General features: G+C 67.4%; 26 protein-coding genes. 4 read left to right on the top strand and 22 right to left on the bottom strand.

Annotated elements, in window-relative coordinates:
• The first annotated feature begins 96 nt into the window (after positions 1 to 96).
• A complete protein-coding gene (locus E5790_RS14705; protein WP_049440334.1) occupies positions 97 to 1053 on the top strand; it encodes a DUF2268 domain-containing putative Zn-dependent protease in 957 nt (318 codons plus the stop codon).
• A gap of 117 nt (positions 1054 to 1170) precedes the next feature.
• On the opposite strand, the gene queC is transcribed toward E5790_RS14705, so the two are convergent.
• The 18 genes from queC to aspS form a co-directional block, all read right to left on the bottom strand.
• The gene (gene queC / locus E5790_RS14700) at positions 1171 to 1836 is read right to left on the bottom strand and encodes a 7-cyano-7-deazaguanine synthase QueC (RefSeq protein ID WP_032958954.1); all 666 of its coding nucleotides are present in this window, start codon (positions 1834 to 1836) and stop codon (positions 1171 to 1173) included.
• A 78-nt stretch (positions 1837 to 1914) separates the two neighbouring features.
• Positions 1915 to 2616 (bottom strand): 7-carboxy-7-deazaguanine synthase QueE, encoded by a 702-nt coding sequence (gene queE / locus E5790_RS14695; RefSeq protein ID WP_046432157.1) that lies wholly within the window; start codon positions 2614 to 2616, stop codon positions 1915 to 1917.
• Positions 2617 to 2814: 198 nt separating this feature from the next.
• Complete coding sequence (gene ybgF, locus E5790_RS14690) at positions 2815 to 3633, bottom strand: tol-pal system protein YbgF (RefSeq protein WP_111206112.1); 819 nt, start codon at positions 3631 to 3633, stop codon at positions 2815 to 2817.
• Between the two features lie 3 nt (positions 3634 to 3636).
• Positions 3637 to 4155 carry a peptidoglycan-associated lipoprotein Pal gene (gene pal, locus E5790_RS14685; protein WP_014648158.1) on the bottom strand — a complete coding sequence of 173 codons (519 nt, stop codon included), beginning with the start codon at positions 4153 to 4155 and terminating at the stop codon, positions 3637 to 3639.
• 64 nt (positions 4156 to 4219) lie between these two features.
• Positions 4220 to 5539: a Tol-Pal system beta propeller repeat protein TolB gene (gene tolB, locus E5790_RS14680; RefSeq protein ID WP_014038220.1), complete on the bottom strand. Its 1320-nt coding sequence runs from the start codon at positions 5537 to 5539 to the stop codon at positions 4220 to 4222.
• A 285-nt stretch (positions 5540 to 5824) separates the two neighbouring features.
• Positions 5825 to 6880 carry a cell envelope integrity protein TolA gene (tolA, locus tag E5790_RS14675; protein ID WP_111206113.1) on the bottom strand — a complete coding sequence of 352 codons (1056 nt, stop codon included), beginning with the start codon at positions 6878 to 6880 and terminating at the stop codon, positions 5825 to 5827.
• Entirely contained in the window at positions 6870 to 7298 is a 429-nt protein-coding gene (gene tolR / locus E5790_RS14670) for a protein TolR (RefSeq protein WP_006438804.1), read from the bottom strand. Before tolR ends, tolA begins: the two co-directional genes overlap by 11 nt.
• Positions 7299 to 7322: 24 nt before the next feature.
• Positions 7323 to 8102, bottom strand: coding sequence for a protein TolQ (tolQ, locus tag E5790_RS14665; RefSeq protein ID WP_005410752.1), 780 nt, complete (start codon positions 8100 to 8102; stop codon positions 7323 to 7325).
• A 10-nt stretch (positions 8103 to 8112) separates the two neighbouring features.
• Positions 8113 to 8544: a tol-pal system-associated acyl-CoA thioesterase gene (gene ybgC, locus E5790_RS14660; RefSeq protein WP_111206114.1), complete on the bottom strand. Its 432-nt coding sequence runs from the start codon at positions 8542 to 8544 to the stop codon at positions 8113 to 8115.
• Positions 8534 to 9574, bottom strand: a complete 1041-nt coding sequence (gene ruvB, locus E5790_RS14655; protein ID WP_049440336.1) for a Holliday junction branch migration DNA helicase RuvB — start codon at positions 9572 to 9574, stop codon at positions 8534 to 8536. Before ruvB ends, ybgC begins: the two co-directional genes overlap by 11 nt.
• 136 nt (positions 9575 to 9710) lie before the next feature.
• On the bottom strand, positions 9711 to 11630 hold the full coding sequence (locus E5790_RS14650) for a potassium transporter Kup (RefSeq protein ID WP_014648162.1): 1920 nt from the start codon (positions 11628 to 11630) through the stop codon (positions 9711 to 9713).
• 49 nt (positions 11631 to 11679) lie between these two features.
• Positions 11680 to 12273 carry a Holliday junction branch migration protein RuvA gene (ruvA, locus tag E5790_RS14645; protein ID WP_014648163.1) on the bottom strand — a complete coding sequence of 198 codons (594 nt, stop codon included), beginning with the start codon at positions 12271 to 12273 and terminating at the stop codon, positions 11680 to 11682.
• A 13-nt stretch (positions 12274 to 12286) separates the two neighbouring features.
• Complete coding sequence (gene ruvC, locus E5790_RS14640) at positions 12287 to 12808, bottom strand: crossover junction endodeoxyribonuclease RuvC (RefSeq protein WP_014648164.1); 522 nt, start codon at positions 12806 to 12808, stop codon at positions 12287 to 12289.
• A gap of 105 nt (positions 12809 to 12913) precedes the next feature.
• Positions 12914 to 13645 (bottom strand): YebC/PmpR family DNA-binding transcriptional regulator, encoded by a 732-nt coding sequence (locus tag E5790_RS14635; protein WP_014648165.1) that lies wholly within the window; start codon positions 13643 to 13645, stop codon positions 12914 to 12916.
• 176 nt (positions 13646 to 13821) lie between these two features.
• Positions 13822 to 14454 (bottom strand): alpha/beta fold hydrolase, encoded by a 633-nt coding sequence (locus E5790_RS14630; protein ID WP_032958946.1) that lies wholly within the window; start codon positions 14452 to 14454, stop codon positions 13822 to 13824.
• 75 nt (positions 14455 to 14529) lie between these two features.
• Positions 14530 to 15051, bottom strand: coding sequence for a GNAT family N-acetyltransferase (locus E5790_RS14625; RefSeq protein ID WP_014648167.1), 522 nt, complete (start codon positions 15049 to 15051; stop codon positions 14530 to 14532).
• Positions 15052 to 15082: 31 nt separating this feature from the next.
• A complete protein-coding gene (locus E5790_RS21985; protein ID WP_014648168.1) occupies positions 15083 to 15406 on the bottom strand; it encodes a hypothetical protein in 324 nt (107 codons plus the stop codon).
• Between the two features lie 16 nt (positions 15407 to 15422).
• Positions 15423 to 17174 (bottom strand): aspartate--tRNA ligase, encoded by a 1752-nt coding sequence (gene aspS / locus E5790_RS14615; protein ID WP_111206115.1) that lies wholly within the window; start codon positions 17172 to 17174, stop codon positions 15423 to 15425.
• A gap of 158 nt (positions 17175 to 17332) precedes the next feature.
• Here aspS and E5790_RS14610 point away from each other — a divergent pair, with 158 nt between their 5' ends.
• Positions 17333 to 18067, top strand: coding sequence for a DUF3011 domain-containing protein (locus E5790_RS14610; protein WP_111206116.1), 735 nt, complete (start codon positions 17333 to 17335; stop codon positions 18065 to 18067).
• A gap of 99 nt (positions 18068 to 18166) precedes the next feature.
• Here E5790_RS14610 and E5790_RS14605 read toward each other — a convergent pair whose 3' ends face one another.
• From E5790_RS14605 to blaL2, 3 genes are all read right to left on the bottom strand, one after another.
• Positions 18167 to 18808: a hypothetical protein gene (locus E5790_RS14605; RefSeq protein WP_014648171.1), complete on the bottom strand. Its 642-nt coding sequence runs from the start codon at positions 18806 to 18808 to the stop codon at positions 18167 to 18169.
• Between the two features lie 53 nt (positions 18809 to 18861).
• The gene (locus E5790_RS14600; RefSeq protein WP_032958940.1) at positions 18862 to 20076 is read right to left on the bottom strand and encodes a cation:proton antiporter; all 1215 of its coding nucleotides are present in this window, start codon (positions 20074 to 20076) and stop codon (positions 18862 to 18864) included.
• An 85-nt stretch (positions 20077 to 20161) separates the two neighbouring features.
• On the bottom strand, positions 20162 to 21076 hold the full coding sequence (gene blaL2 / locus E5790_RS14595; protein WP_049440342.1) for a L2 family extended-spectrum class A beta-lactamase: 915 nt from the start codon (positions 21074 to 21076) through the stop codon (positions 20162 to 20164).
• Positions 21077 to 21251: 175 nt separating this feature from the next.
• On the opposite strand from blaL2, the gene ampR reads away from it, so the two are divergent.
• Complete coding sequence (ampR, locus tag E5790_RS14590; protein ID WP_049440344.1) at positions 21252 to 22118, top strand: LysR family transcriptional regulator AmpR; 867 nt, start codon at positions 21252 to 21254, stop codon at positions 22116 to 22118.
• Between the two features lie 78 nt (positions 22119 to 22196).
• On the opposite strand, the gene E5790_RS14585 is transcribed toward ampR, so the two are convergent.
• Positions 22197 to 24062, bottom strand: coding sequence for an ABC-F family ATP-binding cassette domain-containing protein (locus E5790_RS14585; RefSeq protein ID WP_014648175.1), 1866 nt, complete (start codon positions 24060 to 24062; stop codon positions 22197 to 22199).
• Between the two features lie 334 nt (positions 24063 to 24396).
• On the opposite strand from E5790_RS14585, the gene E5790_RS14580 reads away from it, so the two are divergent.
• Positions 24397 to 26784 carry a TonB-dependent receptor gene (locus E5790_RS14580; protein WP_014648176.1) on the top strand — a complete coding sequence of 796 codons (2388 nt, stop codon included), beginning with the start codon at positions 24397 to 24399 and terminating at the stop codon, positions 26782 to 26784.
• The last annotated feature ends 106 nt before the right edge of the window (positions 26785 to 26890 follow it).

Raw genomic sequence — 26890 nt, 5'->3', positions numbered from 1 at the left:
CCCGGCCAGCGGCCGGCACTACCCGGTCGGGTCAGCCCGCTTAAACCTTCCGGGCCTTCCACGCATCCCATCCATGTTCACCACCCGGAGCCACGGATGCGCCTCACCTGCTGTCTGATCGCCATCCTGCTGTTGCCCTGCACAGCAGTGGCCTCGACGTCCCAGGTCGTCACTGACGACATCGCCCGCTTCTGGGCCACCTATGACGCGGTGCGCGCCGAGCCTGATGCCGAACGCCGCGTGGTGCTGGTCCAGCAACGCTACATCGATCCCGGCAGCCCCGGACTGCATGCACTGATGCAGGTCCGCAACTACACGGCCCGCGAATACGCCGAGGCCATGCAGTCATGGCCACGCTTCTGGACTTCGGTACGGCCGTTGACTGCGAACGCGCAGCAGGCCAGCGCCACGCTGGACCGGGACCTGGACGCGTTCCGCGCGCTCTACCCTGCACTGCGTCCGGCCACCATCACCTACGCGATGGGCGTGCTGCGTACCGGCGGCACCACGTTGGGCGACAAGGTGTTGATCGGGGCGGAGATGGCGCTGGGCGATGAGCGCGTGGACGTAAGCGAGCTGCCCGAGCCGATGCGCGGCCGCCTGCGGATCTTCTACGACAGCCGCCCCGGTGCGAACAACGCGCAGAACAACCTGCACGAGTACGTGCATACCCAGCAGCGCGAGACCACTGGCAGCCTGGCCCAGTACGCAGTACGCGAAGGCGTGGCCGAATACGTGGCAGAGCGCATCAGCGGTCGCCGTCCGGCACTGCCGCTGTACGCCTATGGGCCCGCGCACGAGGCACAAATCCGCACGCGCTTCCTTGCCGAGATGCACGGTGACAGCCTGGACAACTGGCTGTACAACAGCGCGCGCAATCCGTTCGGGGTGAGTGATCTGGGCTACTACGCCGGATACCGCATCGCGCAGGAGTACATGCGCCAACAGACCGACGAGGGGGCCGCCATCGCGCGGATGATCGAACTGGACTACGCCGATCCGGACGCGGTGCGCGGCTTCATCGAGGCATCGGGATGGTTGCAGGCCCGGTAGGTCAAGGAGTGCGAACCAACGGTTCGCACCCACCGGGAGGGGCGGCTTGCACACACCAAGAAGGGGCGGTTCGCACCTGCAGTGAAGCCGGCCAGCGGCCGGCTCTACCAGACGCGGTCAGGCGTACAGCGTGGGGTCGGGCACGCCGGCCTCGGCAAAGCCCTGCGCGCGCAGGCGGCAGGCATCGCAATGACCGCAGGCGGCGCCGTGAGCGTCGGCGTTGTAGCAGGACACGGTCAGGCCGAAGTCCACGCCCAGGCGCACGCCTTCGCTGACGATCTGGCCCTTGCTGAGGAACTGCAGCGGTGCGTGCACCTTGATGCCCGCACCTTCCACGCCCGACTTGGTGGCCAGGTTGGCCAGCGCCTGGAACGCCGCCACGAACTCGGGGCGGCAGTCCGGGTAGCCGGAGTAATCCACGGCGTTGACGCCGCAGAAGATGTCGTTGGCGCCAAGCACTTCGGCCCAGCCCAGGGCCAGCGACAGCATGATGGTGTTGCGCGCCGGCACATAGGTGACCGGAATGCCGGCACCGCCGGCCTCCGGCACGTCGATGTCGTCGGTCAGTGCCGAGCCGCCGATGCTGCGCAGGTCCACGTCCACGGTCTTGTGCGCGACCACGCCCTGGGCCTTGGCCACGCGGGCGGCAGCGTCCAGTTCGGAGGTATGGCGCTGGCCATAGCGCACGCTCAGGGCATGCACGGCGAAGCCCTGTTCCTGGGCCATGGCGATGACGGCGGCTGAATCCATGCCGCCGGAGAGAAGCACGACTGCCTTCTTCATGGGAAAAACATCCGGTTGGGAGGGGAAAGCCAGCACGCTGTCCCGCGCCGGAGTTACATCAGGGAACGCTGCGCCGGCTCATCGGCCCGGCTCGTCGTTCCACAGGATTTTATGCAACTGCATCTGGAAGCGCACCGGCAGCCGGTCTTCGACAATCCAGTCGGCCAGCTGCCGCGCGGTGATCTCGCCCTTGCTGGGCGAGAAGAACACGGTGCAGCGCTGCACCAGGCCGTGCTCGGCGACCATCGCCTTGGCCCAGTCGTAGTCCTCGCGGTTGCAGATGACGAACTTGATCTGGTCGCGGGCGGTCAGCAGCGGCAGGTTTTCCAGGCGGTTGCGGGCGGCTTCGGCCGAACCCGGCGTCTTGATGTCGACGACGCGCGACACCCGCGGGTCCACCGCGCTGACGTCCAGCGCACCGGAAGTTTCCAGCGAGACGTCCATGCCGGCATCGCACAGCTTTTCCAACAGCACCAGGCAGCGCTTCTGCGCCAACGGCTCGCCACCGGTCACGCAGACGTGGCGCACGCCCTGGGCCAGCACCTCGGCCACGATGTCGTCGATATCCCACCAGGTGCCGCCGTGGAAGGCATAGGCGGTGTCGCAGTACTGGCAACGCAGCGGGCAGCCGGTCAGGCGCACGAACACGGTTGGCCAGCCGGCGGTATCGGCTTCGCCCTGCAGCGAGGTGAAGATCTCGGTGATCTTCAGGCGTGGCAGGGGCGACTGCACGATCTCACTGGGCGTGGCGGCGGCGCTGGACGGAGTAACGGCGGTCATGGCGGGTACTTCTTGGTGGGACACGTGGCGGGTGGGCTACCGTGGCCGGTAACGAACGCAGCCGAGCATGGCTCGGCTCTACGAAAACAACCGGGCAGACAGGGCCCGGCGCTGCCGGATCCGGGCGGGTTTGCCGAACCGGAAACGAAAGCAGCCGAGCGTGGGCTCGGCTCTACAGGGCACCTATTGTACGCCGGGTCAGCGGATCTGCTTGCCGAGGCGGATGGACTGCAGACGGTCCTGCGCGGTGCGCGCGGCGTCCGAGCCGGGGTACTGCGCCACGACGGCCTCCAGCGTCTGCTGGGCCTGGTCGACCTTGCCCTCGCCATACTGCGAGAGGCCGACCTTGAGCAGGCCGCCGGCGGCCTTGTCGTGGGTCGGATAGCGCGAGAGCAGTTCGCGGAACTGGGCCTCGGCCATCGGGAAGTTGCGGGTGGCGTAGTAGCTCTCGCCCAGCCAGTACAGCGCGTTCGGCGCGTAGACGCCGTTCGGGTACAGCTGCAGGAAGCTCAGGAACAACTGCGCCGAATCATCGTACTTGCCGGCCTTCAGCGAATCGAAGGCGACGTTGTAGGAGGTGCGCTCGTCGCCGGTGGCGGCAAGACTGCCGGCATCACCATGGACGGAAGGCGGCCGCTCGGAAGTGGCCGCCGCTGCGGGTTTTGCCGGGGCCGGTGCGGCCTTCGGCGCGCTCGCCGGAACGGGCGGCAGGGCCGGGGCGGCATTGCCCCCTTCCAACCGGTTCAGGCGGCTGTCCAGATCCAGGTACTGGTCCTGGGCGGACTGCTTGAGCTGGGCGTTGTCGTGCTGCAACTGCTCGATCGAGGCCTGCAGGCTGGTGACCTGCTGCCGCAGCTGATTGATCTGGTTCAACAGGTCCTGGTTGGCGCTGTTGTTGTACATCTGCTGCTCGAGCGCGCCGACACGGTCGGCCAGGCTCTGTCGCTGTGCATGCGCCGGTGCGGCAGCCACGAGGGCTGCCGCAACGACCAGCATCAGTTTGATGCCAATGCGCATGGATTACTGCGCGGTGTAGACGATTTCGACGCGACGGTTCTGCGACCAGCAGGACTCGTTCGACTCGGTGCAGACCGGACGCTCTTCACCGTAGGACACGACGGTCAGCTGCGAAGCCGAGCCACCGTTGGCCTGCAGGGCCGAGTTGACGCCGTTGCCACGACGCTCACCCAGGGCCTGGTTGTACGCGCGCGAACCGCGTTCGTCGGTGTGGCCCTGCAGGGTGATGCGCGAGGACGGACGGTCACGCAGGTACTTGGCGTGGCAAGCCATGATGGCCTGGAATTCCGGCTTCACGTCTTCCTTGTCCAGGTCGAAGTAGACAACGCGCTGGCGCAGGCAAGCGTCGGTGTCCAGGTCGCCCGGGCCATACAGGCCGGAGGTCGACGGACCGGTCGGGGTGGTGGTGGAGGTGCCGGTGTCGACCGGGGTTGCCGGCTCTTCCTTCACCTTCTTCGAGCAACCGGCCAGGACGGCCACAGACAGCAGGGAAACAAGCAGAACGCGGGTGGACTTGTTCATGGCGATACCTTTGTGGCTCCTAGGCCGATGAGGGGTTCAAGACAGCGAAAATATTAACACTCTTTTAGCGCTGGGTACGGTATGGGGACCATGCCGGTTCGCGCACATCTCCGTCAGCCAGAACCAACCGCTGGCGCACGCGCGCATCGGCGGAAACGGCGTACAGCACACCACGGCCACCCTCGCGGGCGGCGTACAACACCATGCTTGCGTTGGGCGCAAAGCTCGGAGATTCATCCAGCGAACCCGGGGACAGCGTGCTCCAGCGGGGCGAACCCAGCGAGCTGTCCATCATCGCGATCTTGTAGCTGTTGCCCGAGCCCTGCGCAACGGCGATCTTCTTGCCGTCGTAGGACACCGAGGGCTTGGCATTGTAGTTGCCCTGGAAGGTCACGCGCTCGGCACTGCCGCCACCGGCGCCGACCTTGTAGACCTGCGGGCGGCCGCCGCGGTCGGAGGTGAAGTACACCGCGCTGCCATCCGGCGCCCAGGTCGGCTCGGTGTCGATGGCGAAGTGGTTGGTCAGCTGGGTCAGCTGCTTGCTGCCCAGGTCCATCACGTAGATTTCCGGGTTGCCCGAACGCGACAGGGTCAGGGCCAGCTTGCGGCCATCGGGTGAGAACGCCGGGGCGCTGTTGATGCCGCGGAAGCTGGTGACCAGTTCGCGCGCACCGGTGCCGATGTTCTGGATGTAGATCGCCGAATTGCCACGCTCGAAGCTGACGTAGGCCAGCTTGCTGCCATCCGGGCTCCACGACGGCGACAGCAGCGGCTCGGCCGAACGCACGATGGTCTGCGGGTTGTAGCCGTCGGAGTCGGCCACCATCAGCGCATAGCGCATGGCATCGCCCTTGCCGCTGGCGGTCACGTAGGCGATGCGGGTCCAGAAGGCGCCGCGCACGCCGGTGATCTTCTCGTAGATGGCGTCGGCCATCTGGTGGGCGACGTCGCGCATGGCGTTGCCACGGGCGGTCATCGCCAGGCCCAGCAGGCGCTCGCCCTTCGGCACGTCGAACAGTTCGTACTCGACGCGGTAGGCACCGGCACCGGCATCGAGCACGCGGCCGACCACGATGTAGTTCTGCTTCAGCGCGCGCCAGGTGGCGAACTGGATGTCACCGCCACGCACGGGCTTCTCGACGATCTGCGCTTCCGGCAGCGTGCGGAACTGGCCCGAACGCTCCAGGTCGGCGCGGACCACGCCGGCGACGTCGGTCTGCGGAGCGGCCGACGAACCCTGGTAGGGCATCGGCACGATGGTGATCGGCAGGGCGGAGGCATTGCCGCCGATGATGTCGATATCCAGCCCCTTCTGCTGCGCGACGGCAGCAAAGGGCAGCAACAGGGCCGCAAACACGGCAAGCCAGCGAGGCATCTTTTTCATGGAGCGCTCAATAGGGGGAAACCGGAACGAGGGATAACAAAGCGGGAGTGAACCGCTTCGCAATCATGAACCAAGGGTACGTGAATTCCGGGTCAGTTCCAGCCCGTCCTCTCACGCACCGTTAACGTCGTGGCTAACATCGCACCTGCCTGCCCCGGGCACGCCGCCCCTCGGGGCGGTGTTCGACAGCAGCCTGCAGCCTGCCCGGCCGAAACCGAGCACGCCAGAGGCAAGCGCGACATCCGTGGGCAGGAGTGGCCCGAGGCCACCCCTGCCCTGCCCGCCTCAGCGATCCTGGGCGGTAAAGGTGAAGTTGAGCGTACGCGCGAACACCGACTCGAAGCCGCGGTACGGCAGTGGCTGCGCATTGAGCACCGCGGCCTCGATCGAACGCTTGCCGGCCTCGTCATAGGGGCAGTTCGGGCTGACCTTGGCCTGCATCACCGTGCCGCCCGGAATCTGGGTGATGGTGATCTGGCAACGCTGGCCCAGCGGCACCGTATCCGGGCGCACCCACTGCGACAGCACCTTGGCCTGGATCGCTGCGGCGTACTTGGCTGAAAGATCGTCGCTGTTGCCACCACCACCGGCCGCCGGCTGGGAAGCGCCGCTGGAGCCGGCAGCGGCACTGCCTGCGGCATTGCGCGCGGCGGCGACCTCGCGCAGCTTCCGCTCGGCCAGCTTGGCTTCCTTCTCGGCCTGCTCGCGGCGGGCACGGATCTCGGCGATCTTCTTCTGCTTCTCGGCCTCGGCCTTGTCAGCCGCGACGCGCTCCTGCTCGGCCTGCTTCTTCTTCTCGTCCGCTTCCTGCTGCTTGGCCAGGCGCAGCTTCTGCTCCGCTTCTTCCTGGCGCTTGCGTTCGGTCAGGTCGATCTGCTCCTGGCGGCGCTTGGCTTCCTGTTCCTGCTTGGCCTTCTCCTGCGAGATGGCCAGTGCGCTCACCGCTTCCTGGTCCTTGGTGTCCGGCTGCGCAATACGCTCCTGCGCCTGTTGCTGCTGGGGCGTGGGCGCGTCCTGCGGGCGCGGCTCGGGAATCGGCTGCGGCGGCGGAATGGTGTCTTCCGGCACCGGGATCGGCTCGGCGACCGGCGGCGGCAGGTCCTCCAGCTTCTCTGACTGGCGCAGCGCCTGGCGTGCGGCGGACGCCTCGGAGGCGGACAGCGCCAGGCTGGCCTCGACCGAGGGGTCGCCAGCGGCGGCATCGGTGTTGCGCTGGGGCGACCACAGCCAGGCCACGATGAAGACCAGCGCGACCAGCAGGTGCACCAGCAAAGCCAGCGCCAGGGGCAGACCCCAGCCGGGTTCGCGCTGATGCGGGGGTGGCAGGGCGTCAGCGTGCATCGGTGGCCAGGCCTACCTTGTCTACCTTGGCGCGCTTGATCACGTCCATCGCGGCAATGACCTTCTCATAGGCCACGGCGCGGTCGGCGGCGACGATCACGCGCACGCCCTTGTCCTGGGCGGCGATGCCGGCCAGGCGGCCTTCCAGTTCCTCGGCCGACACGGCGGCCGGCTCCTTGGCGTCGGGCAGCTTCAGGCTGAGCTGGCCGTCCTGGCGCACCGAGACGATCACCGGGTCCTGCTTGCTCTCCAGCGCCTTGGCGTTGGACTGCGGCAGGTCGACGTCGAAGCTCAGGGTGAGCAGCGGTGCGGTGACCATGAAGATGATCAGCAGCACCAGCATGACGTCGATGTAGGGAACGACGTTGATTTCCGATTTCAGCTTGCGGCGCTTGCGGCGACCGATGGCAGCGGACATGGCTTGGACTCCCGGGTCAGGCGCTTACTCGTCGCCAGCGCTCTGGCGCTGCAGGATGGAGCTGAACTCTTCGGCGAAGGTCTCGAACCGCACCGACATGCGCTCCACGCGGGTGGTGAAGCGGTTGTAGGCCCACACCGCCGGGATCGCCACGAACAGGCCGATGGCGGTGGCGAACAGTGCCTCGGAGATGCCCGGCGCGACGGCGGCGATACCGGCCTGGGCACCGCTGCTGATCATGTCGTGCATGGTCACCATGATGCCGAACACGGTACCGACCAGGCCCACGTACGGGGCAGTCGAGCCGATGTTGGCCAGCAGCTCCAGGTTGCGCTCGAGCTGGTCCACTTCGCGGGTATAGGTGGTGCGCATCGCGCGCTGCGCGCCTTCAAGCTGCGCACGGCCATCCAGCCGGCGCTTGTCGCGCAGGCGGGTGTACTCGCGGAAACCGGCTTCGAAGATGGCTTCCAGGCCGGTCACGCTGCGGCTGCGGTCGGTGGCTGCGCTGTACAGCTTGCCCAGGTCGGCGCCGGACCAGAAACGGTTCTCGAACTCGTCGGCTTCGCGGGTGGCCTGCTTGAACACGCGGGCCTTGCGGAAAATGATCACCCAGCTGACGAACGAGCCGACCAGCAGCAGCAGCACGATGATCTTCACCGGCAGGCTGGCCTTGGCCATCAGTTCGAGGTAGTTGATGCCGCCGCCGGTGGTGGCCTGGGCAAGGGTCTGTGTCGCGGCGTTGCTGACGTCGGCCGGCAGTGCCTCGGTGACCGTGGCCTGCAGGGCCAGGAGCGTTGCGATCATCCGTTGTTCCTCAATGTTCGGATTCGGGGTGGAGGTGGGGTTGCAGCACGGCAAGGACGGCATCGTCCATGCCACGAGGGCGGAAACTGGCCGCTTCCAGTGCGGCGATGCGGACCTGCGCGGACAGCAGCAGCTCGCCGTCGCGCAGGATCTGCTGGTCGAAGACCATGCTGGCCTTCTTCAGCTGGACCAGGCGGGCAGTCACCTGCAGGGTGTCATCCAGCCGTGCCGGCCTGATGAAATCCATCTGCATCGAGCGCACCGCGAAGACCATCCCTTGCTCGGCGCGCATGCGCTCCTGGCCGTAGCCGAGCGCACGCATCCATTCGGTCCGGGCCCGTTCCATGAAGGCCACGTAGCGGGCGTGGTAGACCACGCCACCTGCGTCGGTATCTTCCCAGTAAATGCGTGTCGGCCAACTGAATCGGGGCTCAACCGACATCGGGAACCTCCGCGAACAGGTCCTGCGGCGGGTTCTTCGGCTTCAGGCCCATGTGCCGGTAAGCCTTGTGGGTGGCCATGCGGCCGCGCGCGGTACGCACCAGGAAGCCCTGCTGGATCAGGTACGGCTCGACCACGTCTTCCAGCGTGCCACGCTCTTCGGACAGCGCCGCGGCCAGCGATTCGATGCCGACCGGGCCGCCGTCGAAGTAGTCGACCAGGGTCTTGAGCAGGCGCCGGTCGAGCTCGTCGAAGCCCTCCGGATCGACCTTGAGCATCTTCATCGCGGCCTGTGCCACGGCCTCGTCGATGTGGCCGCCGGCCTTCACCTGCGCGTAGTCGCGCACGCGGCGCAGCAGGCGATTGGCGATACGCGGGGTGCCGCGCGCGCGGCGCGCGATCTCGCCGGCGCCATCGGCGGTGCAGTCGATGCCGAGGATGCTGGCCGAACGGCGCACGATCCGGGTCAGCTCTTCGACGCTGTAGAACTCCAGGCGCTGGACGATGCCGAAGCGGTCGCGCAGCGGCGCGGTCAGCAGGCCGGCGCGGGTGGTGGCGCCGATCAGGGTGAACGGCGGCAGGTCGATCTTGATCGAACGGGCGGCGGGGCCCTCGCCGATCATGATGTCGATCTGGAAGTCCTCCATCGCCGGGTACAGCACTTCCTCGACCACCGGCGACAGGCGGTGGATCTCGTCCACGAACAGCACGTCGTGCGGCTGCAGGTTGGTCAGCAGTGCAGCGAGGTCGCCGGCCTTCTCGATCACCGGGCCGGAGGTCACCCGCAGGGCCACGCCCAGCTCGTTGGCGATGACGTGGCTGAGCGTGGTCTTGCCCAGGCCGGGCGGCCCGAAGATCAGCACATGGTCGAGCGCGTCGCCACGGGCCTTGGCCGCTTCGATGTAGATCTCCAGCTGCTCGCGCACCGGGGCCTGGCCGAGGTAGTCGGCCAAGCGCCTGGGGCGGATGCTGGCGTCGGCGGCGTCATCCTCGCGGGTGGCGCCGGCGCCGATGATGCGGTCGTCGGTCATGTGCTGATTATGCGGCAAAAGCGTATGGGGTCGGATCCGTTTTCCAGAGGAAAACGGCTCTGACCCCGAACCGGAACACCGGGAACATGGGGTCAGAGCCCTTTTCCTGCGGAAAAGGGATCCGACCCCGCGCGCGTCAGATCTCGACCTGGGCCCCGAGTTCGACCAGGCGGTTGCCCGGAATCCGGAAGAAGCCGGTGGCCGGGGCGGCGTTGCGATGCATCAGCGCGAACAGCTTGTCACGCCAGATCGGCATGCCGCGGTTGGCGGTGGCGACGATGGTCTCGCGGCTGGCGAAGAAGGTAGTGTCCATCGGATCAAAATAGATGCCACCGTGGTCGCACGAGCGCATCAGCGCCAGCGGCACGTCCGGGGTCTCCATGAAGCCGAAGCGCACGTAGACGCGGTAGAACTCGTCACCCACTGATTCGATCTTCAGCCGCTGCCCTTCCATCGCATACGGGATCGGCAGGGTTTCCACGTGCAGGAACACGTTGCGCTCGTGCAGCACCTTGTTGTGCTTGAGGTTGTGCATCAGCGCATGCGGCGCCACGGTCGGGTCGGCGGTGAGGAACACCGCGGTGCCCGGCACGCGCACCGGCGGGGCCAGCATCAGGCCCGGCAGGAAGGTATCCAGGCGGATGCCGTCCTTGCGGATCTCGTCGCGCAGCAGCTCGCGGCCACGGCGCCAGGTGCGCATCATGGTGAACAGGAAGATGCCCAGCACCACCGGGAACCAGGCGCCCTGCAGCAGCTTGGCGCCGTTGGCGATGACGAAGCCGAGGTCGATGATGAAGAACACCACGCACAGCGGCAGCAGCCAGCCACGCGACTTCGGCCACAACGTCCGCGCCACCACGGCCAGCAGCAGGGTGTCGATCAGCATCGTGGCCGACACCGAAATGCCGTACGCCACGGCCAGGTTGGACGAACTGCGGAACGCCAGCACCAGCCCGAACACCATCACCGCAATGCCCCAGTTGATGCCCGGGATGTAGATCTGGCCGATGGTGTCGTGCGAGGTGTGCTTGATGCGCATGCGCGGGATGTAGCCCAGCTGCATGGCCTGGCGCGAGACCGAGAACGCGCCGGTGATGACCGACTGCGAGGCGATCACCGCCGCCATGGTGGCCAGGATGATCATCGGGTACAGCGCCCACGACGGCACTGCCTCGAAGAACGGATTCTTCAGGGCCTCGGGGTGGTTGAGCACCAGTGCGCCCTGCCCCAGGTAGTTCAGCACCAGGCACGGCAGCACGAAGAAGTACCAGGCGTGGCGGATCGGGCGCAGCCCGAAGTGGCCCATGTCCGCATACAGCGCTTCGCCGCCGGTCACCGCCAGCACCACTGCACCGAGAATGAAGATGCCGTGCCAGCCGTGCTCCATGAAGAAGCGGATGCCCCACCAGGGGTTGAAGGCCTTCAGCACCTCGGGCGCATCGACGATGTTGTAGATGCCGATTGCCGCCAGCGACACGAACCAGATTGCCATGATCGGGCCGAACGCCTTGCCGATCTTCTCGGTACCGAAGCGTTGCGCGGCGAACACCGCCAGCAGCACCACCAGGGTGACCGGCACGATGAAGACATGAAGTCCGGGCGCGGCCACCTCCAGGCCTTCGACCGCACTGAGCACGGACATGGCCGGGGTGATCACGCCGTCGCCGAAGAACAGCGAGGCGCCGAAGATGCCGAGGATGCCCACCACATAAGCCGAGCGCGAGCCGTTGCGCAGCGTGCGTTGGGTCAGCGCCATCAGCGCCATGATGCCGCCTTCGCCATCGTTGTCGGCGCGCATGATGATGGTGACGTACTTCAGGGTCACCACCAGGTTCAGCGCCCAGAACGCCAGCGACAGCACGCCCAGCACGGTGTCGTGGTCGCTGTTGAGCCCGTAGTGTGGCGAGAACGCCTCCTTCAGGGTGTACAGCGGGCTGGTACCGATATCGCCGAACACCACGCCGATCGCACCGATGACCAGCGCCAGTCCTCCAGCGGAGGGGGCGTGGCCATGGCCGCCGGGGGCGGCTGCGTGCGGGGTTTGACTGCTGGACATGGGACTCCTGGCGAAGCTCAGGCGGTAGGTTGGGGGAAAGGGACGCGGTTCAGCGCAGCGCGGACTGCAGCGCCTTGCGGATCACGGTGGCCACTTCGTCGCCTTCATTGAAGGCATCGCGGGCCATGCGGGCCGCTTCGGCCGGCTTGTAGCCCAGCTGCTGCAGGGCCACGGTGGCATCGGACAGCGGATCGGCCGGGGCCGGACCACTGCCGGTGGGCAGCGCGCCGCCGGCACCGAACTGGGCCGCGCGGTCACGCAGTTCCAGCACCATGCGTTCGGCGGTCTTCTTGCCGATACCCGGGATGCGGGTCAGCGCGGTGATGTCGCCGGCCTGGACCATGCGCGCGAATTCTTCGACGCTGACACCGGACAGCACGGCCAGCGCGATCTTCGCGCCGATGCCGCTGACCTTCTGCACGTCGCGGAACAGGCGCCGCTCGCCCTCGCGCAGGAAGCCGTACAGCGAGACGCTGTCTTCCTTCTGCGAGTAATGGGTGTACAGGGTGACCTCGCGGCCGAGCTCGGGCAGGTCGTAGAAGGTGCTCATCGGCGCCTCCAGTTCGTAGCCCACTCCGTTCACGTCCACCACCAGCCACGGCGGCGCCTTGTAGGCGACGATGCCGCGCAGTCGACCGATCATTGCGTGCAGCTCCTCATTTGCGGCCCCACGCCTGGCGGGCACTGAGCCCCAGGCGGTTGGCCGTCGCCCTTACGTGGGCATGGGTGATCGCCACCGCCAACGCGTCGGCCGCGTCGGCCTGCAGCTTGGTTTTCAGGTTGAGCATGAGCCCGACCATGTGTTGAACCTGTTGCTTTTCGGCGCCACCGCGCCCGACCACCGCGAGCTTGATCTCGCTGGCGGCGTATTCGTGCACCGGCAGGTCGCGCAGCACCACGGCCGAGATCGCCGCGCCGCGGGCCTGGCCCAGCTTCAGCGCCGAATCGGGATTGCGCGCCATGAACACCTTTTCGATGGCCACTTCATTGGGCTGGTACTCGCGGCACAGATCGGCCAGGCCCAGCACCAGCAGTTTCATGCGCTGCGGGAAGTCGTCGGCGCCCAGCAGCACCAGCGGCTGGTGGTGCACGTAACTGACGCGGCCGGCGGCGTCGACATCGATGATGCCGACCCCGGTCCGCTGCGAACCGGGGTCGATGCCGAGGATGCGGGTCATGCCGCGCTCCTGGCGGGGCGGAACGGGGGGCGCTGGCAGGCGTATGGGCTCATGACTGTCCGCGGTGACCGTTCAACGGCCCGCGCCCAGGCCGTCGAGGACGGCTCAGGCGTAGGCGTCGGCGCCGAGTTCGGCGTTGGAATACACGTCCTGCACGTCGTCCAGGTCTTCGAGCATGTCCAGCAGCTTCTTGACCTGCAGGGCGACCTCGCCTTCGACCTTGATGTCGTTGTCGGCGCGGAAGGTGATCTCGGCGTGGTCGGCGACATGCCCGGCGGCGACCATTGCGTCCTTGACTGCGTTGAACGCGTCAGGGCTGGTGACCACGTCGATCGAGCCGTCATCGGGGTAGACCACGATGTCGTCGGCGCCGGCCTCGATGGCTGCTTCGGTGATGGCTTCCTCGTCGGCACCCGGGGCGAAGCTGAGCACGCCCAGGCGCTTGAACATGAAGGCCACCGAGCCTTCGGTGCCCATGTTGCCGCCGCACTTGCTGAACGCATGGCGGACGTCGGCCACGGTGCGCACGCGGTTGTCGGTCAGGCAGTCGACGATCACGGCCACGCCACCCGGGGCATAGCCCTCGTAGCGGATTTCCTCGTAATCGACGCCTTCCAGTTCACCGGTGGCCTTCTTGATGGCGCGCTCGATCACGTCCTTGGACATGTTCACGGCCAGGCCCTTGTCCACCGCCACGCGCAGGCGCGGGTTGTTGTTGGGGTCGCCTCCACCGCCGCGCGCGGCAACGCCGATCTCGCGGATGATCTTGGTGAAAATCTTGCCGCGCTTCGCGTCGGACGCGTTCTTGCGGGCTTCGATGGAGGGGCCTCTACCCATGGGTGCTACCGTCTGGCTGCTTCAGGATCAAGGCGCGGATTCTACCTGATCGGGCGCTGCAACCGTGTCTAGGCCCGTATTGTTGTAGCGCCGGGCCAATGCTCGGCTCAATGGGCCCGACGGAATGCAGCCGAGCATGGGCTCGGCGCTACAAGGCGGCCCCGCCTGCCCTGCCCCTATGCCGCCGCCGCGTCGCGGCTGTGGTCGAAGTGGCCGTGGCGCAGGAAATGTGCGGTCTGCCGCGCGGCGTCGGGCGACACCACCAGGCCGCTGTGGCTGGTACGCACCACGCAATGGTCGGCCAGGCCCGGCAGGCGGGTCTCGGCCAGGGCCACGGTGCCGTCGGACGCATCGTCGATCGCGCCCAGCAGGCTGCCCAGCCCGTGCGGCACCGAACCGGCGATCAGGCCAACCTCGGCCTTGCCCTGCCAGTCCGGCAGGCCGTCCAGCAGCAGCTCGCTGCTGCGCCCCAGCGCCAGGCCCCAGCCATGATCGGACAACGAGCGCGCGGTACCACTGCCGCGCAGCGGCGAGCCCAGGCAGACCACGCGCTGCACTGGCAGCTGCGGATCGCGGCGCAGCGCCTCCAGTGCCAGCAGTCCGCCCAGGCTGTGACCGACCAGCGACAACGGCCCGGCGTCGGCCAGACGTTCCAGCAACTGCGGCACTGCCACATCGGGGCCACCGAACACCGAGGGATAGCCGAACGCGTGTACCTGGAAACCACGCGCGCGCAGGCGCCAGGCCAGTGGCCCGACCCAGGCACGGGCATTCCAGATGCCATGCAGCAGCAATACGGGGGGAGTCATGCAAACAGCCTGGCGGTCAGCGGGGCAGGAACGTGAGGTGATTGAACACGCGCGCGCGGCAAGCGGCGGTGAACGTCAGGCCGCGCGCGGCGCGCGGCGCAGGATGAATTCGAGGTCCTGGGTGTCGCCGACAGGGAACAGGTACTCGCCGGCCTTCTCGAAGCCGTAGCGGGCGTAGAAGCGCTGCGCGCCGAAGTTCTCCGACCACACGCCCAGCCACAACGTGCGCGGGCCTTCGTGTTCCAGCCAGGCCAGCGCGGTTTCCAGCAGGCGGCTGCCCCAGCCGCAGCTCTGCTGCGTCTTGACCAGGTACAGGCGCTTGAGTTCGCCGTCACCGGGTTTCACATCCGGATGCGGCAGGCCACAGGGGCCGGCGGCGGCATGGCCGACCGCCTCCCCATCCAGTTCCAGCAGCCACACCGCGTAATCGGGGTGGGACAGGATCACGCGCTGGCGCTCGACCGTGTAGGCCTCCTCGAGGAAGGCCTGCAGGTCCTGCGGCGGGTACAGATGGCCGAAGGTTTCAGTGAACGTGCGTGCGGCCAGCGCCGACAGGGTCGGCGCGTCGTCCACAGTGGCGCGGCGGATCGAATACATGCAGGAAGTTGACGTCAGGGCGAAGCGCGGGTCAAGCCTTTCCAGGCGATTCCGCTTCTTCTTCCTCGTCCTCTTCCTCGTATTCCTCTTCGTCCTCGTCCTCTTCTTCCTCGCCTTCCTCGTCCTCGTCGTACTCTTCTTCCTCTTCGTCGTCCTCGTAGTCCTCGACGCCGAAGTCTTCACCGTCCCAACGGCCTTCGCCGTCGGCGACGAAGGTCAGGGCCATCGCGGCCGGATTGGTGCCGACGCGGACCAGCCACCCCCCGAACACGCGTGCACGCTCGGTGACCAGGGTGGCCTCGGAGCCTTCATTGCCCAGCTTTTCCCACTCCAGCGAAAACGCAAACTCGGTCATTGCCTGGATCTCCTGATCAGTTGGTCTTGGGGCGAACCTGGATGTGCACTTCGGCCAGCTGCGCGTCGACGATCGGCGACGGCGCGTCGGTCATCAGATCCTGTGCACCGGTGGTCTTCGGGAACGGGATGACGTCGCGGATCGACTCGGTTCCGGCCATCAGCGCGGCGATGCGGTCGATGCCGAAGGCGATGCCACCGTGCGGCGGCGCGCCGTAGTTCAGCGCGTCGAGCAGGAAGCCGAACTTGGCGCGGGCCTCTTCGGCGCCGATGCCCAGCAGCTCGAACACCGCGCTCTGCATGTCCGGACGGTGGATACGGATCGAACCGCCGCCAATTTCATTGCCGTTGAGCACCATGTCGTAACCGCGCGAGACGGCGGTACGGGCATTGGCGCGCAGGTCGGCGATGTCGTCCACGGCCGGTGCGGTGAAGGGGTGATGCAGGGCGACGTAGCGCTGTTCTTCCTCGTCCCACTCGAACATCGGGAAGTCGGTGACCCACAGCGGTGCCCAGCCGTCGGCGACCAGGCCAAAGTCCTTGCCGGCCTTCAGGCGCAGCGCGCCCATGAAGTCGGAGACCTTGTTGTAGCCACCGGCACCGAAGAACACGATATCGCCGTTGCCGGCACCGACATGGGCCACCAGCGCCGCGAAGCGCTCTTCGCTGAAGAACTTCTGGATCGGCGAGCTGACTTCGCCGTTGTCGGCGATCTTGATGTAGGCCAGGCCCTTGGCGCCGTACTTGGCGGCATGCGCGGCGTACTCGTCGATCTGCTTGCGGCTCAGCGCCGCGCCGCCCGGGATGCGCAGCGCGGCGACGCGGCCTTCGGCATCGTTGGCCGGGCCGGTGAACACGGGGAACTCGCTGTCCTTGACCAGTTCAGCCACGTCGACCAGTTCCAGCGCGATGCGCAGATCCGGCTTGTCCGAACCATAGCGACGCATCGCCTCGGCCCAGGTCATGCGCGGGAAGCTGGCATCCAGCTCGACATCGACCACTTCCTTGAAGATGGCGCGGATCATGTCCTCGACGAAGTCCTGCACATCGCGTTCGCGGACGAAGGCGAACTCCATGTCCAGCTGGGTGAATTCCAGCTGGCGGTCGGCACGCAGGGCCTCGTCGCGGAAGCAGCGCGCGATCTGGTAGTAGCGGTCGAACCCGGCCACCATCAGGATCTGCTTGAACAGCTGCGGGCTCTGCGGCAGGGCGTAGAACTCGCCCGGATGCATGCGCGCCGGCACCAGGAAGTCGCGCGCGCCTTCCGGAGTGGCCTTGGTCAGGATCGGGGTCTCGATGTCCTGGAAGCCCTTTTCGTCCAGGTGGCGGCGCAGCGCCTGCACCAGCTTGATGCGGGTGCGCTGCATGCGCTGCATTTCGGGGCGGCGCAGGTCCAGGTAGCGGTACTTCAGGCGGGTTTCCTCGCCCGGGTTCTCGTGGGCGTGGAACGGCAGCGGGGCGGCCTTGTTCAGCACGGTGATGGCGGTGGCGATCACTTCCACCTTGCCGGTGCGCATCTTGTCGTTCACCGCGTGGCGGGCGCGCACGACGCCCTCCACCTGCAGCACGTCCTCATAGCCCAGCGACGCGGCCACGGCGAACACGTCGGCGTTGTCGACCTCCACGGTCACCTGCACGATGCCTTCATGATCGCGGAGATCGATGAAGCAGACGCCGCCCTGGTTACGGGCCACGTCGGTCCAGCCGGCGAGGGTGACAGTCTGGCCAATCAGGGTCTCGTCGACCAGGCCGCAGAAGTGGGTACGCATGGGGGGAAGCTCCGCTGGAGAACGCCGGCACCGGATGGGGGCCGGAAAGCCTCGTATTCTGCGGCCGAGGCCCCGGCCGGGGCAAATCCGGGCAGTCACGCCGGCTTGATCGCCCCGGTCCCTATAGTCGGGCACCTGCCACCGTATGGGATGCCGCCATGAAATCGTTGTCCCTGGCCACCCTGGCCGTGACCCTGAGCACTCTGGCCGTGCTCGCCCTGCCCTCTGCTCCGGCCGCTGCGCAGGACGGGGTGATCCGCTGCGAAAGCCAGAACAACCGTGAACGTGTCTGCAGCACCGGCTGGCGCAATGCGCAGCTGGTCCGCCAGCTGTCCGGCAGCGCCTGCGACGAGGGCCGCACCTGGGGCAGCCGCAATGGCAGCATCTGGGTCAGCAATGGCTGCCGCGCCGAGTTTGTTGAAGCCCGCGGCGGCTGGGGCGGTGGCAATGGCGGTGGCTGGGGCGGCAACAACGGCCGTCCCGGCGAAACCATCCGCTGCGAGAGCCAGAGCAACCGTGAGCGCAGCTGCCCGGTCGGCTGGCGCAACGCCCGCCTGGTCCGCCAGCTGTCCGGCAGCCCCTGCGATGAAGGCCGCACCTGGGGCGTGCGCAACGGCGCGGTCTGGGTCAGCAACGGCTGCCGCGCCGAGTTCGCCGAGGCCCGCGGCTGGGGCGGCGGCGGTGGCTGGGGCGGCGGCAACAGCAATTATTCGATCACCTGCAGCAGCAACAACAACCGCACGCAGAACTGCGACTGGGATGAGCGCCAGGGCCGGCCGGTGCTGCAGCAGCAGCTGTCCGGCAGTGCCTGCCAGGAAGGCCGCAGCTGGGGCTATGCACGCGGCCAGGTGTGGGTGAGCAACGGCTGCCGCGCACGCTTCAGCGCGCGCTGAGCCCCGGGGTCGGATCCCTGGCCGACGGCCAGGGCTCTGACCCGTGGGTTCATGCAGTGACCGGGTCGGACCCTCCGCAGGAGGGATCCGACCCGAAGATCAGGGTGCTGGCGCCTTCTCGTCGCCCCACGGTGCGGGCGGCAGCTCGACCGGCTTGCTCAGGTCGAACTTCACGCGGAAACGGCGGCCTTCCGGGCGCGTCAGTTCGTAGACGAAAGTCTGGTCGGGGTCGATCTCCATCGCCCAGGTGTTGTGCGTGGAGGCCAGCATGTCGGCACGACGGAACATCGCCACCGAATCGGAGTCGGCTGGGAACCGCTGGCGCTCGGCGGTGCCCGGTGGCGTGCTGTCGCCGCCATAGAGGGTGATCGCGTCGGGGCTACCGTCTTCGTGGCGATGATCGTGTTTCAGGCGCAGGCCGTTTTCGGTGCGGGTCAGCACCCAGGTGCGCGAATGGTCATCCCCCACATGGAAGGGAATCCGCAGTTCATGGGCGGGGTCGGCACAGCCGCGCACATGCATGACCAGGCGCTGGCCGGCGAACGGGTCCTTGCCGGTCGGTGCCGGCGTGTCCTCCACCACCCGGCCCTCATAGGCCTGGCCGCAATGCGCGGCGATGGCAGCCATGAAGGCATCGGCCGGTGCGGTCGCCAGATCATGCGCGACCGTATCGGAACGCTGCGAGCAGGCAGCGAGGCTGAGCAGGAGGGCGGAAGCGGTGACAACGGCAGGCAGTTTCATGCCCCAACCCTAACGGCCATGGCCGACGGGCGCAAACCGCGCGCGGCAACCGGTCAGCGTTCGGCGATGTGAGGTTCCGGCCGCGTCTCGGTGGCCGCTACCGGCGCGGACTCGCCCTCGCCCGCCGGCTCCTGCTCCACCGGATCGACGTCGAAGGGTGTGCGGAACACCAGCGACGGCAACAGTGTGGTCAGTGCGGCGTACAGCAGCAGCGCGCCGAACAGCACCGCCGGAATCTGGAAACGCTCGCGCATGATCGCCGCCAGCACCAGGGTGAAGATCAGGGTCGGGGCCAGCGCCAGCGAGACGCGCAGGCTGCTGCGGAAGCTCTCGCCGAACATCACCCGGCGCTGCAGCCAGACCACGCCGATGCGCAGCGGCAGCACCACCAGGGTGATCACGATGCCCAGCCCCAGCGCCTCGAAACTGAGGGCTTCGCTGGGCACCTTGGTGCCGGCATTGAAGAAATAGAATGGCACGAAGAACGAGGCGAACAGGCGCAGCGCGTGCAGGTTCTCGTGCGAGGCCAGCAGCGGCATGCGCTGGTGCAGCAGGCGCGCGACCAGGCCGGCGATGAACGCGCCCACGAGGTAATACACGCCCAGCAGATAGGTGATGTACGCCGCCACCATGCCGACCATCACCAGCAGCGAGAACTCCGAGCCCGGCGCGTGCGGCGCCACCCAGCGGCCCAGCGCGATGAACAGCAGCGGCAGGCCGATCATCATCGCCAGCAGGGCCAGGCTGGACAGCGCCATGTGGCCCGGGTCGCCGGCCTGCAGCACGATGAACAACGCCGCCAGCGCCAGCAGTTCGCCGGCGATGGCCTTGCTGGTGACCCAGAACCGCTCGTCCTCGCTCAGGCCCAGCCGCGACAGCGAATCCATGATGAAGCCGGTGGAGGGCGTCAGCAGCGCCAGCGCCAGCAGCCCAGCGGCCTGCCATGGCAGCCCCGCATAGCGCCAGGCCAGCCAGCCCACGCCGAACAGCGTGCCGGTACGGATCACCAGGTGCGCCAGCAGCGGCCACATGCCACGCCGCAGCGCCTGCAGATCCACTTCCAGGCCCGCGAACAGGAACAGCGAGGAAATGCCCAGCGTGGCCAGCAGGCCGATCACCGCGTCGTGTGCCTGGTCGCCCAGCCAGAGCATGCCGATGATGCCGAACAGCAGGCAGGTCAACGGTGCCGGCAGGCTGAAGCGCTGCAGTGCGCGCGGGATCACCAGCAGCGCGAAGATCAGCAGCAGGTAGATCAACTCATGGCTCATCGGGGTCTTCCGTGGGGTTCGAACGCGCGCAGGATGCGCGTGCCCGACCGATCCGGCAAGCCATTTCCCAATGACCCCGGTTACCTCATCCGATCATCGCATCGGCCAGCGCCCCCACCCGTGCAAGCACTGCTGCGCGCTGGTCGTCATCGACCGATGCGCCCTGCAGATAGGCGGTGACCACCCACGCGGTGCCGCCCGCATGCGGCCACAGCACGGCGATGTCGTTGCGCGTGTCATCACCGTTGCTGCCGGTCTTGTCCCCCACCCGCCAGCGCTTGCCCAGCCCGGCGCGCAGGCAGGCATCGCCGGTCTGGTTGTCGATGAGCCAATCGGCGAACTGCCGGCGCGATGCAGGCTGCAGGCCATTGCCCACCGCGAAGCGGGCCAGGCTGGTGGCCATCGCGGCCGGGCTGGTGGTATCGCGCGGGTCTCCCTTCGCGAACAGATTCACGTCCGGCTCGTTGCGGTCATTGCGGGTAATGCTGTCGCCCTGCCCGCGCAGGAATGCCGTCAGCGCCGACGGCCCGCCCACCACCTCCAGCAGCAGGTTGGCCGCCGTGTTGTCGCTGGTGGTCAGCGTGCCCCGGCACAGGTCGCGCACGGTCAGATCCTTGCCCACGTGGCGGCGCACCACCGGAGCGTAGGACAGCAGATCCTTCCCGGCGATGGGCACACGGGTGTCGAGCGAAACGCGGCCTGCATCGGCAAGGCTCAGCACATGGGCGACCAGCATCGACTTGAACGTGCTGCACATCGGGAAGCGCTCATCCTGCCGATGCCCGCCGATGCGACGGCCGTTGCCGGTGTTCAGCACGGTGACACCCAGGCGGCCACCGCTGGCTTTCTCCAGCGCGGCGAAATCGGCGGCGCCGGCAATGGCGGCGTTCGCGGCGGGTATGCCAGACGAGGCGGAAACCGGTTGCGCCAGCGCCGGGGCAAGCAGCGAGGACGCAACGGCAGCACCACTGAACTGCAGGAATCGGCGACGGGCGAGCATAGGGGTTCTCCTGGTGACCGCTCGATTATTGGCGCCTCCCCTGCAGCCGACCAGCGCGAAAAATCAAGGCAAGCCATAAGTGGAATTCATGCCTGTCGCGATCAACTCATTGAGATTTACGAAATTCCTCATTGAACGAGTACGATCAGCCATCATCCTGGCTCACGGCTTTTCGATGTTGCACCCTACCCTGCCGCTGAACGCGCTGCGCGCTTTTGAAGCCGCCGCCCGCCACCAGAACTTCACCCGTGCCGCGCTCGAGCTGTGTGTCAGCCAGGCCGCGCTGAGCCATCAGATCCGTGGGCTGGAGGACCGGCTTGGCATCCGCCTGTTCCATCGCCTGCCACGCGGCGTGGCGCTCACCGATGAAGGGGCAGCGCTGTACCCGGTGCTCAACGAAGCGTTCGAGCGCATTTCCGCCAGCATCGCGCGCTATACCGGTGGCCCGGCACGCGAGGTGCTGACGCTGGGCGTGGTCGGTACCTTCGCCACCGGCTGGCTGCTGCCACGGCTGGCGGCGTTCGAAGCCGCGCACCCGGACATCGAGCTGCGCCTGCAGACCCACAACAACCGTATCGACCTGGCCGGCGAAGGGCTGGACCTGGCGATCCGCTTCGGCGATGGCGACTGGCAGGGCCAGGCCTGCACGGCAATCCTCGATGCGCCCTTCGCACCGCTGTGCGCCCCCGCATTGGCGCGGCGGCTGAAGCAACCGCGCGACCTCGCCACACTGCCGTTGTTGCGTTCCTACCGCAGCGACGAATGGCCGCGCTGGTTGCAGGCGGCCGGGGTGAGCGGCGTGGAAGCCCGCGGGCCGGTGTTCGATTCCTCACTGACGGTGGCGATGGCCGCCGCCGGGGGCGCCGGCGTGGCCTTGCTGCCCTTGTGCATGTTCGAGCAGGAACTGGCCGAAGGCCGCCTGCTGCAGCCCTTCGGCACCACCTTGGAGCTGGGCCGCTACTGGCTGACGCGGCTGCGCTCGCGCGCCGAGCGCGAACCAGCCAAGCGCTTCCGCGAATGGCTGCAGGCGCAGGGCACGTAACAAAAAAGGGGACGGAGGGGATTAAGTCGTTTGTGGCACAAACGACTTAATCCCCTCAGTCCCCTTTTTTTTGCGTGATCAGGACTCCAGCAGCTCCATCCACGCCGCTTCGGCTTTCTCCAGCTGCGCGGCGGTGGTTTCGCGGTCACGTCCGATCACCGCCATGCGGGTGGCATCGGCATAGTTGGCCGGGTCGGCCAGCTGGCGGTCGAGCTCGGCCAGCGCGCCCTCCAGTTCGGCCACCTTGGCCTCGGCAGCCGCCAGCTTGTGTGGGTTCACCGGCTTCTTCTGCACCACCTGCGCCACCGGTGCGGTCTTGACCACCACCGGCTCTTCCACCTGCTCCATGCGCGCCTTGGTGCCCTGCGCCTGCGGGCGGGTGCGCAGCCACGCGGCGTACGCGTCCAGGTCGCCATCGAACGGTTCGACCACACCATCGGCCACGCGCCAATAGGTATCGCAGACCAGGCCGATGAGGTGGCGGTCATGCGAGACCATCACGATCGCGCCTTCGAAGGTGGCCAGCGCTTCGGCCAGTGCTTCGCGCATTTCCAGGTCAAGGTGGTTGGTCGGTTCGTCCAGCAGCAGCACGTTCGGCTGCTGCCAGGCGATCAGCGCCAGCGCCAGGCGCGCGCGCTCGCCACCGGAGAAGCCATCAACCGGCTCGAATGCACGATCGCCCGGGAAGTTCCACTTGCCGAGAAAATCGCGGAAGGACTGGTTCGGTGCGTCCGGGGCGATCTCGCGGAAGTGCTCCATCGGCGATTGGCCTTCGTGCAGCGATTCCACGGTGTGCTGGGCGAAGTAGCCGATCTTCAGGTCCGGGTGCGCCATGCGCTCGCCGACGATCGGTGCAAGTTCGCCCACCAGGGTCTTCACCAGGGTGGTCTTGCCCGCACCGTTCGGGCCGAGCAGGCCGATGCGCTGTCCCGCTTCCAGGCCGAAGCCGACGTTGTGCAGGATCACCGCGTCCTTGCCGTAACCGGCCTCGACGTGGTTCAGGCGGATCAGCGAGAACGGCAGCTTGGCCGGCGGCGCGAACTCGATGCGGAACTCGCGCTCGGCGCGCACCGCTTCGGTGCCGGCCAGCTTGGCCAGGCGCTTCATGCGGCTCTGCGCCTGCGCAGCCTTGCTGGCCTGCGCCTTGAAGCGGTCGATGAAGCTCTGCAGGTGGGCGCGCTCGGCCTGTTCCTTCTCGTGCGCGATCTGCTGCTGGCGCAGCTGTTCGGCGCGCTGGCGCTCGAAATCGGTGTAGCCGCCCGGGTAGAGCTTGGCGCCGCCGCCATGCAGGTGCAGGGTGTGGGTGGCCACGTTGTCGAGGAACTCGCGGTCATGCGAGATCAGCAGCAGGGTGCCCGGGTACTTCAGCAGCCACTGTTCCAGCCAGTACACCGCGTCCAGATCCAGGTGGTTGGTCGGTTCGTCGAGCAGCAGCAGGTCGCTGGGCATCATCAGCGCGCGGGCCAGATTCAGGCGCACGCGCCAGCCACCGGAGAACGAGGACACCGCACGGTGGTGCGTCTCGGCAGGGAAGCCGAGGCCGTGCAGCAGCTTGCCGGCACGCGCTTCGGCGTCGTAGGCCCCCATCTCGGCCATCTTGGTGTGCGCGTTGGCCACCGCCTCCCAGTCTTCGCGCGCGGTCGCCTCGGCCTCTTCGGCCAGCACCGCGGCCACCTCGGTATCGCCGCCCAGCACGAAGCTCAGCGCCGGATCCGGCAGCGACGGGGTTTCCTGGGCCACGCTGGCGATGCGCACCTTGCCGGGCAGGTCGACGTCACCCTTGTCGGCCTCCAGCTCGCCCTTCACCGCCGCGAACAGGCTGGACTTGCCAGCACCGTTGCGGCCGACCACACCTACCCGGTAACCGGCGTGCAGGGTCAGGTCGACATTGGACAACAGCAGCCGCTCGCCGCGGCGCAAGGCGAAATTACGAAGGGAGATCATCGGGGGAGGGGTCCATATAACCGGATGGAATGTGCTGGTGAGCACTGTTCCTGCGACGCAATTCTAGCGTTAACGAATACTTGACGCGTCCCGGGATGCGCAGTGGCCGACGTTCCTCTCTCCCACGTCCCCGCCGCGCGCGTCCCGGGGTCCCTTCCTGCCAGCGCTGATCCGGGCTAAATGGTTGCTGCTGCAACGTTTTTTCTGACGCCTGGCATTTGACAGGCACTGAATATCCCGTTAATTGCTGTATTGCGCACCGCAACAACCGCCGTCCGCCTCACGCTCGTGATGTCGATTCCGGTGCCGCCCCCGCCAACCGGAGCCCATCCCGATGACCCGCAAGACCCGCCTGATCGCCGCCGCCGTCGCTGTCGCACTCGGTGGCTCTCCGTTCGTCGCCGCTGCACAGCAGGCCGGCACCGCCGCCAACACCCTGGACACGGTGATCGTCACCGGCACCCGCGTGGCCGACCGCACGGTCGCCGAATCGCAGTCGCCGATCGACATCATCACCCCCGAAGTGCTGCAGTCCACCGGTACCAGTGAACTGGCCACCGCACTGTCGCGCGCCCTGCCCTCGCTGAACTTCCCGCGCCCGGCGCTGACCGACGGCACCAGCGGCGTGCGCCCGGCGCAGCTGCGCGGCCTGTCGCCGGACCAGGTGCTGGTGCTGGTCAACGGCAAGCGCCGCCACACCTCGGCGCTGATCAACGTCAACGGCAGCATCGGCCGTGGCTCGTCGGCGGTGGACATCAACGCGATCCCGATCGCCGCGATCGAGCGCGTGGAAGTGCTGCGCGACGGTGCCTCGGCGCAGTACGGCTCGGACGCCATCGCCGGCGTCATCAACATCGTGCTCAAGGGCAGCGGCAGTGGCGGCAGCCTGGCAGTGGACTACGGCCAGTACTCGGCCGGCGACGGCAACAAGTACCAGCTGTCCGGCGACACCGGCGTCGAGTTCGGCAACGGCCGCGGCCGCGTGCACGTGGCCGGCCAGATCAGCCAGCAGGACGAGAGCAACCGCGCCGGCCCGTACCGCGGCACCACGCCGAACACCGGCAACTTCCCCAGCATCGGCCAGAAGACCTTCATCGTCGGCGACCCGCGCGTGGATGCCACCGCGGCCTCGGCCAACGCCAGCTTCGACTTCAGCGACCACGTGACCGGCTACGCCAGCGCGCTGCTCAGCAACCGCGACATCACCTCGTTCGCGTTCTACCGTTCGCGCAACCACAGCGGGCAGAGCGCGCTGCTGGCGCAGACCTACCCGGACGGCTACGTGCCGGAGATCAACCAGTATTCCAAGGACCGCTCGCTGGTGGCCGGGGTCAAGGGCAACACCGACAACGGCTGGACCTGGGACCTGAGCCTGAACCACGGCGAGAACACCCTGGACTTCCACACCCGCAACAGCATCAACTACAGCCTGGGTGCGACCAGCCCGCGCTCGTTCTACGACGGCACGCTGAAGTACCAGCAGGACATCTTCAATGCCGATCTGACCAAGTCGCTGGACTGGGGCCTGGCCTACCCGGTCACGCTGTCCTTCGGCGGTGAGTACCGCAAGGAGAAGTGGGACCAGAACCCGGGCGAACTGAACTCGTACACCGGCAGCGGCGCGCAGGGCTTCGCGGGCTTCACCCCGACCAATGAAGTGCATGCCGACCGCCACAACTACGCGGTCTATGCCGGCCTGGAAGCGGACCTGACCGACAAGTTCTCGGCCGGCATCACCGGCCGCTACGAAGACTATTCGGACTTCGGCGACCGCTTCTCGGGCAAGCTGTCGGCGCGCTACGCGTTCACCGACAAGGTGGCGCTGCGGGCCACCGCCTCCAGTGGTTTCCGCGCGCCCTCGCTGGCGCAGCAGGGCTACCAGGCGGTGACCAGCCAGTTCCTCAATGGCGTATTCGTCGAGCGCGGCACCTTCCCGACCACCAGCCAGGCCGCGCAGGCGCTGGGCGCCTCGCCGCTGAAGGCCGAGACCTCCACCTCCTACAGCCTGGGCCTGGTGCTGCAGCCGGTCGACCGCCTGTACATCACCGTCGATGCCTACCAGATCGACATCGATGACCGCATCGCACTGTCGTCGAGCATCACCACCAATGCCGCGACCAGCGCGCTGCTGGGCACCCTGGGCCTGCCGCAGGTGACCGCGTTCTCCTACTTCACCAACGGCCTGGATACGCGCACCCGCGGTGTCGACTTCGTCTCCAGCTACACGGTGCCGTTCAGCGCCAGCAGCCTGGAGCTGACCGCGGCATACAGCTACAACGACACCGAAGTGCGCCGCGTTGGCGGCACCCCGCCGGTGTTCGGCACGCTGGGCCTGACCCAGTCGCTGATCGGCCGTGATGAGATCGGTCGCATCGAGGACAGCTACCCGCGCGACAAGGCGATCCTGAGCGGCACCTGGCGTTCGGACCACTGGGAGCTGGGCCTGGCCGCCACCCGCTACGGCAAATTCACCGTGCGCAACTCGGCCACCGCGCTGCGTGACCAGACCTACGGCGACGCCTGGGTGGTGGATGCCTCGGCCAGCTACAAGCCCAGCAGCAACTGGACCCTGACCGTGGGTGCCGACAACCTGCTGGACAAGTACCCGGACCGCACCGAAGACCTGCAGAACTCCACCTTCGGCATGCTGCCGTACAGCAACTACTCGCCGTTCGGCTTCAACGGCGCGTATGTGTACGGGCGGATCAAGTACACCTGGTAAGGGGTAATGGGTGCGCCGGGCCCTGCCCGGCGCTGCTCCACACACCCGCCCGCGGCCTCGGGGCAGGCGCGGCCCTGACCGTATACCGTTGCCAGCTCCTGCACCC

Source organism: Stenotrophomonas sp. PAMC25021 (genome assembly GCF_004795795.1).
In the GTDB taxonomy this organism is placed as follows: Bacteria; Pseudomonadota; Gammaproteobacteria; order Xanthomonadales; family Xanthomonadaceae; genus Stenotrophomonas; species Stenotrophomonas muris.
Note: the sequence above shows the minus strand (reverse complement) of the source record. Positions and strands in the feature narration are given on the sequence as shown.